7 protein-coding genes are annotated in these 15,807 nt (G+C 36.8%); 6 read left to right on the forward strand and 1 reads right to left on the reverse strand.

The annotated features are described in order from the left end of the window. Window positions 1–41: 41 nt before the first annotated feature. The 5 genes from AC2117_RS04150 (at window position 42) to groL (ending at window position 14,177) form a co-directional block, all read left to right on the forward strand. A complete protein-coding gene (locus tag AC2117_RS04150) occupies window positions 42–980 on the forward strand; it encodes a diacylglycerol/lipid kinase family protein (RefSeq protein WP_133972111.1) in 939 nt (312 codons plus the stop codon). Further along, complete coding sequence (locus AC2117_RS04155; RefSeq protein WP_133972113.1) at window positions 961–1,719, forward strand: metallophosphoesterase family protein; 759 nt, start codon at window positions 961–963, stop codon at window positions 1,717–1,719. Before AC2117_RS04150 ends, AC2117_RS04155 begins: the two co-directional genes overlap by 20 nt. Window positions 1,720–2,023: 304 nt before the next feature. Continuing rightward, a complete protein-coding gene (locus AC2117_RS04160) occupies window positions 2,024–11,953 on the forward strand; it encodes an Ig-like domain-containing protein (protein WP_133972115.1) in 9,930 nt (3,309 codons plus the stop codon). 240 nt (window positions 11,954–12,193) lie between these two features. Beyond that, complete coding sequence (gene groES, locus AC2117_RS04165; protein ID WP_002120604.1) at window positions 12,194–12,484, forward strand: co-chaperone GroES; 291 nt, start codon at window positions 12,194–12,196, stop codon at window positions 12,482–12,484. Window positions 12,485–12,542: 58 nt separating this feature from the next. Then, on the forward strand, window positions 12,543–14,177 hold the full coding sequence (gene groL, locus AC2117_RS04170; protein ID WP_042898487.1) for a chaperonin GroEL: 1,635 nt from the start codon (window positions 12,543–12,545) through the stop codon (window positions 14,175–14,177). Between the two features lie 175 nt (window positions 14,178–14,352). Here the strand turns inward: groL and AC2117_RS04175 are convergent, their stop codons facing one another. Beyond that, a complete protein-coding gene (locus AC2117_RS04175) occupies window positions 14,353–14,727 on the reverse strand; it encodes a diacylglycerol kinase (RefSeq protein WP_133972117.1) in 375 nt (124 codons plus the stop codon). Between the two features lie 106 nt (window positions 14,728–14,833). On the opposite strand from AC2117_RS04175, the gene AC2117_RS04180 reads away from it, so the two are divergent. Next, a complete protein-coding gene (locus tag AC2117_RS04180) occupies window positions 14,834–15,796 on the forward strand; it encodes an MBL fold metallo-hydrolase (RefSeq protein WP_133972119.1) in 963 nt (320 codons plus the stop codon). The last annotated feature ends 11 nt before the right edge of the window (window positions 15,797–15,807 follow it).

Consider the following 15,807-nt stretch of genomic DNA (forward strand, 5'->3'; position numbering starts at 1 on the left):
CTATACAAAATATAGGGTAAATCTTCTTTAAGATAATAAAAATGCGGACTTTAAAACCTCTCTCTATCATCTATAACCAGAAATCGGGTTTTCATGCTTCAAAACATGAAGATATGTATGAACAATTAATGACTGTACTTACCGAATTTGGTTTTGAAATACAAGTTTTTGAATTAGCAGAGGAGGTCACCTTTGATGATTTGATGGATAAAGTCATCCATCGGCATAGTCAAAGTGCAAATTTAGGCGTTGTTGTTGCAGCTGGTGGGGATGGGACGTTAAATGCAGTAGCTTCAAAACTTCGACATACCAATATCCCTATGGGAATTTTACCTTTGGGGACTTTTAACTACGTCGCTAAAGTTTTAGATATTCCTTTAGATTTGTTAGAAGCGGCTGAAGTCATCGCTATAGGTACACCTAGATCAGTACATGTGGCAGCAATTAATGATCATATTTATTTGAATAATGCGAGCTTAGGTCTTTATCCATTATTTATAAAAAAACGCGAGCTTTATAATCAATATTTAGGAAGATTACCCTTACATGCATATACATCTGCTTTGGATGTTTTATTAAGAGAAAATAAATCCATGAAACTCTCCGTCACGGTTGATGGAAATAAATATCCAGTTAAAACACCACTAATTTTCTTTGGTAATAATCAATTGCAACTATGTGATATGAAATTAAGAATTGCTGATTGTGCTGCACAGGGGAGAGTTGCTGGAGTGGTCATTACGAAAAGTGATAGGCTTAGTTTATTACACATGTTATGGCAATGGATTCAGGGCAAAGTTGAAGATGCACAAGATGTATATAGCTTTTGTGCAGATCATGTTGTTGTAGATTGTGCAAAAAAATCTAAACTCACAGTTGCATTGGATGGTGAAATAATAGAGATGAAAACACCTTTAAATTTCACTGTAGAGAAGAATGCTTTAAATATTATGGTGCCAAATGTTATTACATCTGTCTGATTTACACTTTGGGACAGAAAAAGAAGAGTGTTTAGATGCAATAAAAAGTTTCTGTATTCAGCAACAGCCTGAAGTTATTGTGGTGAGCGGTGATATTACTCAACGTGCTCGATATGAACAATTCTTTAAATGCCGACAGTTTTTAGATAGCCTTAATATTCCTTATCTTATTGTACCGGGGAATCACGATATTCCTTTGTATCATGTCTGGAACCGGTTTTTTTCTCCGTTTACCCGATATCAGTATTTTTTTGGTCAGCTTGAGCCTACATTAGAAACTGAGCATTTTTATATTGTTGGCGTAAATAGTATACGCCGCCGTTATCATACTCGTGGTCATATTTCGATTGAGCAAATTCAGAATACATATGAACGGCTAGAACAAGGACCAGCTCATAAACTTAAGTTAGTTGTTTTTCATCAGCCTTTTTATACTCCACCTGATGACGAGCACGGTATTAAAGATTGCCCCGTATTAGGGAAAATGGCTTTAGAAAAATGGAGTACAACAGGGCTATTTGGGATGTTGCATGGGCATCTGCATAAAACGGCTGTATATGATTTAACACAGATTTATCATCTCGGAATAGATCATCCTATTTATGATATTCACGCAGGTACAGCCACATCTAGCCGTTTGCATTATCATGTTCCTAATAGTTTTAACGTCATTTCAAATGAAGGGAAAATTGACCATTATTGGTTTAATTACGATTTAAAGATTTTTCAATTAATTTAATTTATAAAAATTATATAAGACACTTAATTTAAGAGTAGATTGATAAAATTTTATCCATTACAATTCCTAAGCTTTAAATTCTATATATAGGGAATAGGAAAACATTCTAAATGTTTTATCATTTTAAAATAATATTAATGGATACATAAAAATTTTTAACTATATAAAAAGCCGCGATTTTTAAGCAGCTATAATAAAGGGTTTAGTATTTTATGGAATTTAATAATATTTTATAAAAATGAGTTCTATTTTACTTAATATTTTAGAAAAACTTAATAATTATTTAAAATTTCATGGTGGAAAAATGGTACAAGTATCATTAATGGCAAATAACGCTTCAAAAAATAATACAGTTGATATTCATATAGGCCAGACAAAAAATATTGTAATAGATCCCCAAACAATCGCAAAATTAGATATAAGTCCAGACAAAATTTCCTCAATAACAAGAGAGGGAAATAAAGCAATTATTCATCTAAAAGATGGAACTGAAATTGTTTTAGAAAACTTTTTTATCAGCGAAAACCCGCAAATTCTTTTAAATGAAGGGCAGAGTTATTGGACTGCCAGTTTAGGTGAAGATGCTACCGGACAGACTACTGTTAATTATTTAGAAATAAAAGATGCAGCAAAGTTTATAGACTCATCATCTTCTGTACCTCTCTGGACTGGGGTGGTCAGTGCTTTAGCGGGCGCAGGAACAATTGCTTTATTGTCGCGGAAAGATGCTAAAGATACGACGCCTCCTGAGCCGGGTAATTTGAATCTCAAAAATCTTTTGGATTCAGGGGCTTCAACGACCGATCAGATCACTCAAGATAAAAACTTCAATTTAAAGATTGAGGGACAAGAAAGTGGTAGTAGAGTAACGTATTTGGTTTCTACTGATGAAGGAAAGACTTGGCAAGAAACAACAGTAGCTCAAAAAGATTTAGCTGATGGAATTTATCTTTACAAAGCTATCGTGACAGATCGAGCTGGGAATGCATCTGAAACTGCTGTACAAAAAGTAGTTGTGGATACTACAGCACCTCAAGCAGGTGAAGTGACTTTATCTGATTTGTCCGATACAGGTGTTTCGGCAACAGACCAGATCACACAAGATAATAGTTTTACTTTGAAGTTAGCCCAACCGGTTGTTATCGGCGAACAAGCAGCTTTACTAGATCATTATGAAATTTCTAAAGATGACGGAAAGACTTGGCAGGTAACAACAGCTGATCAAAAAGATTTAGCTGATGGTGTTTACCAATATAAAGCTGTGGTGACAGATCTTGCAGGGAATACCTCAGAAACCGCTGTACAAAAAGTAGTTGTTGATACAACGGCGCCGAAAGCAGGTGAACTAACTTTATCTGATTTGTCCGATACAGGTGTTTCAGCAACAGACCAGATTACGCAAGATCAAACTTTTGATTTAAAGATTAGTGGACAAGAAGTAAATAGCCAAATCACTTACTGGATATCGAAAGATGATGGTAAGACGTGGCAAGAAACAACAGTAGCTCAAAAAGATTTAGCTGATGGAAGTTATCTTTACAAAGCTGTAGTAACAGACATTGCAGGTAATATCTCAGAAACTGCTATACAAAAAGTGGTTGTGGATACCACAGCACCGCAAGCAGGTGAACTAACTTTATCTGATTTGTCCGATACAGGTGTTTCTGTAACTGATCAGATTACGCAAGATAATAGTTTTACTTTGAAGTTGGCTCAACCGATTGTTATCGGCGAACAAGCAGCTTTACTAGATCATTATGAAATCTCTAAAGATGAAGGAAAGACTTGGCAGGAAACAACAGCTGATCAAAAAGATTTAACGGATGGTGTTTACCAATATAAAGCTGTGGTGACAGATCTTGCAGGGAATACATCAGAAACTGCTTTACAAAAAGTAGTTGTTGATACAACGGCGCCGAAAGCAGATGAACTAACTTTATCTGATTTGTCCGATACAGGTGTTTCAGCAACAGACCAGATCACACAAGATAATAGTTTTACTTTGAAGTTGGTTCAACCTATTGTGATTGGAGAACAAGCTGCTTTATTAGATCATTATGAAGTTTCAACAGATGACGGAAAGACTTGGCAGGTAACAACAGCTGATCAAAAAGATTTAGCTGATGGTGTTTACCAATATAAAGCTGTGGTGACAGATCTTGCAGGGAATACATCTGAAACCGCTGTCCAAAAAGTAGTAGTAGATAATTCTTTAAATATTCAAGCAAGTACAGTAACTGTTAAACCAATTACTGAAGATAATAAGATAAGTCTAGTTGAAAAAGATCAGATTATTTCGATAAAACTGGAAATCGATAATCTACCAACAGATTTAAATAGCTCACTGACTTCAATAAATACGACATTAAATGATGTTGTTTATAACTTTCATTTTGATGAAGCAACCCAAGAATGGGTTGCCGAAATTCCAGCAGATCTTCTGTGGTCAGAACAGTTGGAAACTAATATATCAGTTGATATTAGTCTTACTGACCAAGCTGGCAATACAGCGATTATTCAACAGGTACATAGTTATAGTGTAGACCATACTCCAAATTCGCCAATACTAGATTCTTTAACTTTCAACAATATAGATGGAGCTATTATTTCAGGTAGTGGTTATAAAGGAAGCAAGATTGATATCTACAATAAAAATGGTGATTGGCTTGCAAGTACAATAACTAATGATGAGGGTAAATTTACTCTACAAGACCTTTCAATTAGTTCAAATCAAGAAGTTTATGCAGTTGCTACTTATAATGGATACAGCAGTGAAAATTCATTAATTGGTCTAGTTACTGAAGTTCCAGCTCTTAGTATTTTACGAATTAGTCCAGAAGGTGTAATCAGCGGTTATGCGACTGAGGGTAGTCATTTTATTGTAAAAGATCAGAATGGAAATATTTTACAAGAATTTAATTCTACTGCTTTTAATGACTCAGGTATTATGCCATTTAGTATAATGGCATTAGGTGAAGTAAGACCATTTACTTTGTCTCTCGATCAGCCTTTAAAGGAAGGGACTCAAATTATTATCTCTACAGATAAAGATAATATTTCAGGCCATCCGCAATATATTACAGCAGACTATACCCCCGCAGTATTTTTAGAAACTCCACAATTTGATATCAGTGGTGAAACTTTATCAGCACATGTTAATGAACCTAACAGCTTTATCCTTGTATTTTCAGGAACAGGAAATCTAATCGCTAACGGTGTTACAGATGAGCAAGGTTTTGCAAGTTTACATGTGTTCCAATTTTTAAAAGAAGGCGAATCGGTTACCGTACAAGTAGTAGATAAAAATCAGAATATTAGTGAAGTTGTAATCGAGGTTCCAAACTTTGCTTATATTCCACATGTTGAACGTATTACACAAGAAGGTTTAATTTCTGGGGTTGCTGAAGATAATAGTACGGTCATTGTGCGTGATGCTGAGGGTAATGAATTAGGAAAACTTACATTAGGCGATGACAATAGTGGGAGTGACTTTAGTCATTTTAGCTTGAGTGTAAACCGTCCTTTAATTGATGGAGAGCAGATTTTCGTTCAAATTATTGATAATAAAGGCCTAATGAGCCCTGAACAGAATATTATTGTAGATCTGACTCCGCCACCTGTTCCAACAGATTTAAATTTCAATGATGCTGGTGATTTAGTTTATGGTCATGCAGAACCTTTCTCTGAAATTTTAGTTAAAGATGGGCAAGGAAACATTCTTAATAAATGGTTTTGGAATAACTGGACCGACGAGAGTGGAAGTTTCTCAATAGAATTAGGTATGTTTTTAACCAATGCTGAGACAGTTTATGTCACGGCTACAGATGTAAATGGAAATGTAAGTTTAGCTGCTCAGATACAGGCGCCTAACTATGCTTTTGCCCCATATGTAGATAGCTTTACTTCAGACGGAGTGATAAGTGGGCAAGCTGAAAATAATAGTACTCTTGTTGTTAAAGATGCCAAAGGTGAAGTCGTAGCTGAAATTAAAGTCGGTGAAGATAACGGTTGGAATGGATCGATTTATTTCAGTCTCCAACTTGACCGTCCTCTTGTTGATAGTGAACAGCTTTTTTTATCAATTACGGATGCTCGTGGGCAAGTAAGCGCCGATACTGTAATTACCGCTGATACTGTTGCTCCTACAGCAGCCAGCAATTTAGTTTTCTCAGAAGACGGTTCATATCTGACAGGTGTAGCAGAACTAAATACTACGATTCAGGTTTTTGATCAAAATGGTCAGCTCGTGAATATATGGAATAACAGCATAAATTCGGACGGTACATTTACTATTTTCTTAGGTAGCAACAATTTACATGGAGAGGCATTCACGGTCACTGTTAAAGATCAAGCCGGAAATGTGAGTGAAGCTGTTTCAATAAACGCTCCACTTGATAATATTGCGCCGAATCCAATTAAAAATCTTTTACTTGATGCAAACGGTCAAAACTTTACAGCACAAGCAGAAGCAAATAGTCAGATCGAAGTTTTTGACTCATTGGGTAATCAGACAGGTTGGGGCTCTACGGATAGTGCTGGTAATGCCTCTGGTTCTTTTAATCAAATCTATTTACATGGTGAGGAACTTACTTTTGTTGTTATAGATCGAGTAGGTAACCGCAGTGTCGAATTTAAGCAAAATGCTTTAATTGATACCGTTGCACCAAATCCGGTTGAAAATATAATCTTCAGCGAAGATGGGCAAAGCTTTACAGCTCATGCAGAAGCTGGAAGCTCTATTGATGTATTAGATCAGGCTGGAAATAAGATTGCTTCTGGCTATGCGGATAGCTCAGGTAATGTATTTGGTTATTTCCCGCAAGTTTACTTACACGGTGAGGAACTTACTTTTGTCGTGATAGATCGAGCGGGTAACCGCAGTGCAGAGGTCAAGCAGAATGCTTTGAATGATGATATTGCGCCAAATCCGATTGAAAATATTGTATTTGATATCAATGGTCAGAACTTTACAGCTTTGGCCGAAGCAAATAGCCAAATTGAAATTAAAAATACCAATGGCGACATTATAGGTTATGGATCAGCAGATAGTACAGGCAATGTTTTTGGTCACTTGTATCAGGTCTATTTACATGGAGAAGAATTAACTTTCATCGTTGTAGATCGAGCGGGTAACCGTAGTACAGAAGTTAAGCAGAATGCTTTGATTGATGATATTGCACCAAATCCGATTGAAAATATTGTACTTGACTCAAACGGTCAAAACTTTACGGCACAAGCAGAAGCAAATACTCAAATTGAAGTTAGAAATGCTGCAGGTGAGGTCTTAGGTTCAGGTTATGTAGATGGTGCTGGTAATGTGTCAGGTTATTTATATCAAGTCTATTTACATGGAGAAGAACTCACTTTTATTGTCGTTGACCGAGCGGGTAACCGTAGTGCAGAAGTTAAGCAGAATGCTTTAAGTGATGATATTGCGCCAAATCCGATTGAAAATATCACTTTCAACGAAAATGGGCAAAACTTTACAGCTCAGGCAGAAGCAAATACTCAAATTGAAGTCAAAAATGCTGCTGGTGAAGTCATAGGGTATGGTTCAACCGATAGCATGGGTAATGTTTCAGGCTACTTATATCAGGTTCATTTACATGGAGAAGAAATTACTTTTGTTGTAATTGACCGAGCTGGTAACCGCAGTGCAGAGGTTAAACAAAATGCTTTAAATGATGACATTGCTCCGAATGTGATTGAAAACATCATTTTCAATGAAAATGGTCAAAACTTTACAGCGCAAGCAGAAGCAAATAGCCAAGTTGAAGTTAAAAATGCTGCGGGTGAGCTGGTAGGATCTGGTTATGTAGATAGTGCTGGTAATGTCTCAGGATACTTGAATCAAATTTACTTAAAAGGTGAGGAACTTACTTTTGTTGTGATTGACCAAGCTGGTAATCGCAGTGTTGAAGTAAAACAAACAGCCTTTCTTGATAATACTGCACCAGAAAATGCGACTAATTTAGTATTTAGTGAAGATGGCTCATATCTAACTGGTATGGCTGAGCCAAATGCTACGATTCAAATATTTGATCAGAATGGTCAATTTGTCACCCAGTGGAATAAGAACGTTAATTGGGATGGAACATTTAGCATCCATTTAGACAGCAACTACTTGCATGGTGAAGAGTTTAAAGTAGTTGTAGTTGATCTGGCAGGTAATATGAGTGGTGGGATTACTGTAAAAGCACCGCTTGATGATATTGCTCCTGTAGCTGCAAGTAATCTGGTATTCAATGAAGATGGTTCATCCCTTTCTGGTGTAGCTGAGTTAAATACCACCATCCAGATTTTTGATCAAAATGGTCAACAAATAAATACATGGGTTAATAGCATAAATGCTGATGGTGAATTCACTATTTCCTTTGCTACTTACAATTTACGAGGGGAAGAATTTACAGTCATTGTTAAAGACCGAGCAGGAAATTTGAGTGAAGCTGTTTCGATTAAGGCTCCACTTGATTATGTTGCGCCAAATCCAATTAAAAACATTTTACTTGATGCAAATGGTCAAAACTTTACAGCATTAGCAGAAGTAAATAGTCAGATCGAAGTTTTTGACTCATTTGGTAATCAGATAGGTTGGGGGGCTACAGATAGTGTTGGTAATGTCTCTGGCTCTTTCAATCAGACCTATTTACATGGAGAAGAACTCACTTTCGTCGTCATGGATCGAATAGGCAATCGTAGTGGAGATGTCAAGAAAAATGCTTTAATTGATGATATTGCGCCCAATCCAATTGAAAATATTGTGCTTGATATCAATGGTCAAAGCTTTACAGCCCAAGCAGAAGCCAATAGTTTTATTGGTGTCAAAAATGTTGCTGGTGACTATATAGGTTATGGTTATGTCGATAACATTGGTAATGTGACAGGTCACTTCAATCAGGTTCATTTAAAAGGTGAGGAACTCACTTTTATTGTTATAGATAAAGCAGGTAATCAAAGTGTTGAAATTAAGCAAAATGCTTTGATTGATAATGTTGCGCCCAATCCAATTGAAAATATCATCTTCGACCAAAATGGTCAGGACTTTACAGCACAAGCAGAAGCAGATACTCGAATCGAAGTTAAAAATGCTGCAAGTGAGGTTGTAGGTGCTGGTTATGTCGATGCTGCTGGTAATGTGTCAGGTTATTTGAATCAGATTTACTTACATGGTGAGGAACTTACTTTTGTCGTTGTAGATAGAGCTGGTAATCGCAGTGAGGAAGTGAAACAAAATGCTTTAAATGATGGCATTGCACCCAATCCAATCGAAAATCTTCTGCTCAACGAAAATGGTCAAAACTTTACAGCTCAAGCCGAAGCAAACACTCAGATTGAAGTCAAAAATGCTATTGGTGAAGTCATAGGGTCTGGTTCAGCAGATCACACCGGCCATGTGTCAGGCTATTTTAATCAGATTTACTTAAAAGGTGAGGAACTTACTTTTGTTGTAATTGATCGAGCAAGTAACCGAAGTGTTGAGGTTAAACATAATGCTTTAATTGATGACGTTGCACCATCAGTAGCTGTGAATGTTACTTTAACTTCAGACGGATTCTTTTCTGGTCAGGCTGAGCCAAATGCAACGATTGAAATTATTGATCAATATGGTGCAGTTATTACAAAAACTTATGTTGGAAATGATGGAACTTTTAATCTACAGATAGGTCTAAGCCAATATCAAACACAAAATTTAAGTATTGTTGTCAAAGATAAAGCTGGTAATCGCAGTGAAGTTACTCATGAATTAGTACCAGTATTTACCAACTCACCAATTGCTGCAACAGAGCTAAAACTGGATGTAGATGGTCATATTTTGGCAGGTAAAGCAACGGCTGGAATGATGATGGCTGTTACATCCACCGATGGTCAAAGTCTTAATTGGGTGGGGAACAGTATAGTTAATGAAGATGGTAGTTTTAATATTCAGTTAAATGACTATTATCTACAAGGGCAGGTATTACTAGTTCGAGTTTATGATCAGAATACCAATCAATTTAGCATAATCACTGAAATTATTGCGCCTTTAGACAATATTGCTCCAGTGATTGATGAAGTAGTGATTAGGAATGACGGTTATGGCATTACTGGACAAACTGATCCAAAAGTAATCATTAAAGTAATAGATGCTGATGGAGATTTACGAGCAGAATTTCAATCGGATGAAGCTGGACATTTCAATGCTAATATTTCTCCACCTCTATTACGTGGAGAGCAATTATTTATCACGGCAACGGATTTAGCTAAAAATATAAGTGCTCCATTTAATATTACTTTTAATGCTGACACTAATGCACCGCCATCAGCAGATCATGTTGTTGTTTCTGAAAATGGTTTCTTTATTGAAGGAACTGCTATAGCAAGTAGTTATGTATATATTTTTGATGTGCATAGTAATTATATTGGTGATGGTTCTGCAGATGAAACGGGGCATTTTAATATTCAGTTATACTCCCCTCAGGCGAATGGACAGACTTTACGTATTGTTGTGGAACAAAATGGCTATCAAAGTGCTTACACCGAAATTACCGCACCTATAGACATCGTCGCGCCAAATGCAGCAACACAGCTTGTCTTAGAAGATGGAAATGTACTTTCAGGGCAGGCGGAAGCATATTCAACTGTTAATATTTTTGATGCTAATAATAATCAGGTTGGCCAAACCACTGTCGGAAGTGATGGAACCTTCACAATACACTTATGGTCACAATATTGGCATGGCGAAACATTGACGGTAAAAGTAGTTGATGGCAATCAAAATGAGAGTGGGGGTACAACTGTTGTAGCTATAAATGATACAACAGCACCGAATGTAGCCACACAGCTTGCCATGAATGGATGGGGCGAGCTCACGGGGCATGCAGAAAGTAAGGCTACTCTTGAAGTTACATATTATTTTGCTGATCAAGAACCTTTTGTAACAAATACTATGGTCATGGCAGATGGAACTTTCTCTACTTATATGTATGAGAATGCGACATCATTTGATATTACTGTTATTGATCGTGCAGGAAATCGTAGTGAAACTATCAGCAAAGCGATTAGTGACTTACATACGATCACGGTTGATCAGTTTATAGGTGATGCTACAGATAATATTTATATAGTTGATCATATAAGTGATTTTGTTCAAGAGTATGGGGTTGCTGTTGTTGATGTATTTCAGGATGTCTGGATAGATACAAGTCATTATGAGGAGCAATGGGTAGCTTCTGGTTATACTGATAATATATGGGTAGATACAAGCCATTTTGACAATGTTTGGATTGACACAAGTTACTCCCAAGATATTTGGATTGATACAAGCTATTATCAAGATATATGGGTCGTTGATGGCGTAATAGACGTCTACATGGACTCAAATGGCATAAATTACTATTCAGATGATGGTTCTTATAATCAATATGTGAATACCTACTATGATTATAATTTAAATCGATGGCAGTCAGGATATGAACTATCAGGTCCTAATACTCTAGAGGTTGGACATCTTGAACAACAACTCGTTCAAGATGGGCACTATGAATCTCAATGGATTGAACAAGGTTATTATGAGCAACAATATGTGTTTGATGGTCATAATGAAGAGACTTGGATTGATACAAGTCATTACGAAAGTGTTTGGGTTCAAAGTGGTTATTCGGAAACACAAATAGTTGGGTCTGAACTTAAAGATCTAGATTTAGGAGGACATGATAAAATAATTAGTTCTGTGAGTTATAGTCTGGTTGGATATTCTGATTGGTCGACAGGTCTAGAAAGCGGGCGTTATGTAGAAGACTTGGAGTTGGTTGGTTCTGCTCATCTAAATGCAACAGGCAATATTTTAGATAATCTTTTAACAGGTAACTCTGGTAATAACGTTTTGAATGGGCGTGAAGGTAACGATACCTATATGACTAATGACGGTGCTGATACCATTTTGTTCCAATTGCTAAACAGCCAAGATGCGACTGGCGGGAATGGACATGATACGGTATTAGACTTTACTTTAGGTGATGTAAGAACTGATACTCAAGCAGACAAAATCGATTTAAGTGAACTATTAATTGACTATTCTAAAGATGTGAGCACATTGGCGAAATTTATTAGCGTAGAACAAGACGCTGGAAACACAACTATTAGTCTTGACCGAGATGGTGAAGGTACAATGTTTAGTAGTATTTCATTGATTACTTTGAATCATGTAAATACAACATTGGATGAATTGTTAAATAACCAACAACTTGTTGTTTAATATTGTTATTTTTATTAATAAAAGGGGCTATGAAAATAGTCCCTTTTATTTTGTGCTTTAAATTTAATAAAAACTCTTCACAACCTGTTAAAAAATGACCAAAAAAGATAAGTTTTTTTTCATTTTCCCCTTGAAGCGTTTTTTTTCATCCCCACAAAAGTGACATCTAAATATTTTGTTATTGCTCTGGATTAAGGCAATAGCAATTAATCAAAAAGACTAAGTCTGGTGGAGTTAATTATGAGCAACATTCGTCCATTACATGATCGCGTTGTAATTCGTCGCGTAGAAGAAGAAACCAAAACTGCTGGTGGTATTTTACTTCCAGGTTCTGCTGCTGAGAAACCATCGCAAGGTGAAGTCATTGCAGTAGGTAATGGTCAAATCACTGAGAATGGCGTACGTGCTTTAGATGTTAAAGTTGGTGACAAAGTATTATTTGGTACTTATGCAGGTACAACAGTGAAAGTAAGTGGTGAAGAACTCTTAATCATGAAAGAGTCAGACATTTTAGCTGTGTTGGAAGGCTAATTAATCCATAACTCAATTCATTATCAGATTCAGTATTTAAAAAGATTCGGAGTTTAATATGTCAGCTAAAGACGTAAAATTTGGTGATTCAGCTCGCTCAAAAATGATTGCAGGCGTAAACGTACTTGCAGATGCTGTTAAAGTGACTTTAGGCCCTAAAGGTCGTAACGTTGTTATTGACCGTTCTTTCGGCGCTCCCCACATCACTAAAGACGGTGTAACTGTTGCTAAAGAAATTTCATTAAAAGACAAGTTTGAAAACATGGGTGCTCAACTTGTTCGTGAAGTTTCAAGCAAAACTAACGACATCGCTGGTGACGGTACAACAACTGCAACTGTACTTGCTCAAGCAATTTTAAATGAAGGGATCAAATCTGTAACTGCAGGTATGAACCCAATGGATTTAAAACGTGGTATTGATATCGCAGTAAGAACTGTGGTTGAAAATATTCGTTTAAATTCAAAACCTGCTGATGATTTTAAAGCGATCGAACAAGTTGGTTCTATCTCTGCTAACTCTGATACTACCGTTGGTAAACTTATCGCTCAAGCGATGGAAAAAGTAGGTAAAGAAGGCGTAATCACTGTAGAAGAAGGTTCTGGCTTTGAAGACGCATTAGACGTTGTAGAAGGTATGCAGTTTGACCGTGGTTATATCTCTCCGTACTTTGCAAATAAGCAAGATACTTTAACGGCTGAGCTTGAAAACCCGTTCATTCTTCTTGTTGACAAAAAAATCGGTAACATTCGTGAATTGATTTCTGTTTTAGAAGCTGTTGCCAAAACTGGTAAACCACTTCTTATCATCGCTGAAGATGTTGAAGGCGAAGCGCTTGCTACACTTGTTGTAAACAACATGCGCGGTATTATCAAAGTATGTGCTGTTAAAGCTCCTGGTTTTGGTGATCGTCGTAAAGCAATGCTTCAAGACATCGCGATCTTGACTGGCGCAACTGTTATTTCTGAAGAAGTTGGTATGTCTTTAGAACAAGCGACTCTTCAAGATTTAGGTACTGCACACAAGATCACTGTTTCTAAAGAAAACACTGTGATTGTTGATGGTTCTGGCGATGCAGCTGCTATTGCTGAGCGTGTTCAACAAATCCGTGCTCAAATTGAAGAATCTTCTTCAGAATATGACCGTGAAAAATTACAAGAACGTGTTGCTAAATTAGCAGGCGGTGTTGCTGTAATTAAAATCGGTGCGGCAACTGAAGTTGAAATGAAAGAGAAGAAAGACCGTGTAGACGATGCACTTCATGCAACTCGCGCAGCAGTTGAAGAAGGTGTGGTTGCTGGTGGTGGTGTTGCGCTAGTACGTGCGGTAAATGCTTTAGACGGCTTAAAAGGCATTAACGAAGATCAAACAGCGGGTATCAATATTTTACGCCGTGCGATCGAAGCTCCACTTCGTCAAATCGTTTCAAATGCTGGTGATGAGCCATCTGTAGTTATCAATGCAGTTAAAGCTGGTGAAGGTAACTTCGGTTATAACGCTGCAACTGGCGAATATGGCGATATGTTAGAAATGGGTATTCTTGACCCTGCTAAAGTAACTCGTTCTGCACTTGAACACGCTGCTTCTGTAGCTGGTTTAATGTTAACTACAGAATGTATGATTACTGATATTCCAGAAGATAAAGCAGCTGTTCCAGATATGGGCGGTATGGGTGGTATGGGCGGGATGATGTGATAACGCATCAACGCTTGAACTAAAAAAAATCCCTGCTTAAGCAGGGATTTTTTTATTTTTTACGTGATTTTAAGAAATCGTTAAGTTCAATTGCTTATATTAAAAAAACAGGAACAGCAGCTAGAAGTTCCTCTTTGTTACAGCCATGCTTATTTTCTTATAAGCATGGTTTTTTTTATCCTAATAAAATGAACAACCATGTAATGGCAGTGATAGAAAGTGCAACAAATTGAGCCGCACTTCCCATATCTTTGGCATTTTTAGAAAGCTGATGTTTTTCAAGAGAGACTCGGTCAACCACAGCCTCAATAGCAGAGTTGAATAGCTCAACGATCATTGCAAACAAACATACAATAATGAGTAATACATGTTCACTGCGGGTTACATCAAGAAAAAAACTGACTGGAATTAAAATAAGGTTAATTAAAACAATTTGGCGGAAAGCTGCCTCATTTTTATAGGCTGCTTTAAATCCGGAAATAGAGTAGCCCATTGCATTTAATATACGCTTAAGACCAGTTTTGCCCTTATAAGGAGAATAGCTATTCATTTACTTATATTTCTGACACTTTTCATGCATTATATAGTTTGGGTCTTAAAAAATTATTAAATCTTTTTTAAAGATTTTGACTTTATAACTGAATAGAGAAGAAGAGATGAAAAAATTATGTGTAGCTTTGGGTCTTGCATTTTGTAGCATGCATGCAACTTATGCCGAGCAAGCTCCTACCCAACAAGTACCTGGTTATTATCACCATCAATTTGGCAAATATCGTGTAACCTCTTTACTTGATGGCACGATTTATCTAAATCCTAACTTGTTTAAAAATTTAAATCAGACTCAGAAAACTAAAATATTAACTAAATATGCTGCTGTGAATGAGAAGGGGATTCAAACTTCGGTCAATGCATTTTTAGTAGATGATGGCAAAAGTTTGACGCTTGTCGATAGTGGCGCAGCAAGTTGTTTTGGCCCACAACTTGGTTCGATTGCAAAAAATATTGAATTAGCAGGTTATCAACTGGCAAATATAAAAACAGTATTACTCACGCATTTACACCCAGACCATGTATGCGGTATTACTCAAAATGGAAAAGCTGTATTTCCAAATGCAACCGTTTATGCACATGAACGCGAGGCTGATTATTGGTTAAATCCAGCTTCTGAAAAAACAGTACCAGTAGATAAAAAAGAAAGCTACTTAGGTACTGTGAAAAATGTAAAGACTGCTCTTGCCCCATATCAAGCAAAAAAAGCATTTAAGACATTTAAAGATGGTAATGTCATTCAAGGCTTTGAAGTGATCGATACACGTGGTCATACACCTGGTCATCACAGCTTCCGCTTAAAGAGTAATGATCAGCAAATCATTTTTGTCGGAGATATTGTCCACTCACATTCTTTGCAATTTGATGCTCCAAAAACTGGGGTAGATTTTGACGTGAACTCTGAGCAAGCGATTAATACCCGTTTAAAAATGTTTGCTGAAATTTCAAATAAGCAGCAATGGGTCGCTGCACCACATTTACCATTCCCAGGCATTGGTCATGTTTATAAAGTAAATGCCGAGCAATATCAGTGGATCCCACTTTATTTCGATAATGTCGTAGAGAAATAAAAAAACAGGGC

Origin of the sequence: Acinetobacter calcoaceticus (assembly GCF_900520355.1) — a bacterium.
GTDB classification, from domain to species: domain Bacteria; phylum Pseudomonadota; class Gammaproteobacteria; order Pseudomonadales; family Moraxellaceae; genus Acinetobacter; species Acinetobacter calcoaceticus_C.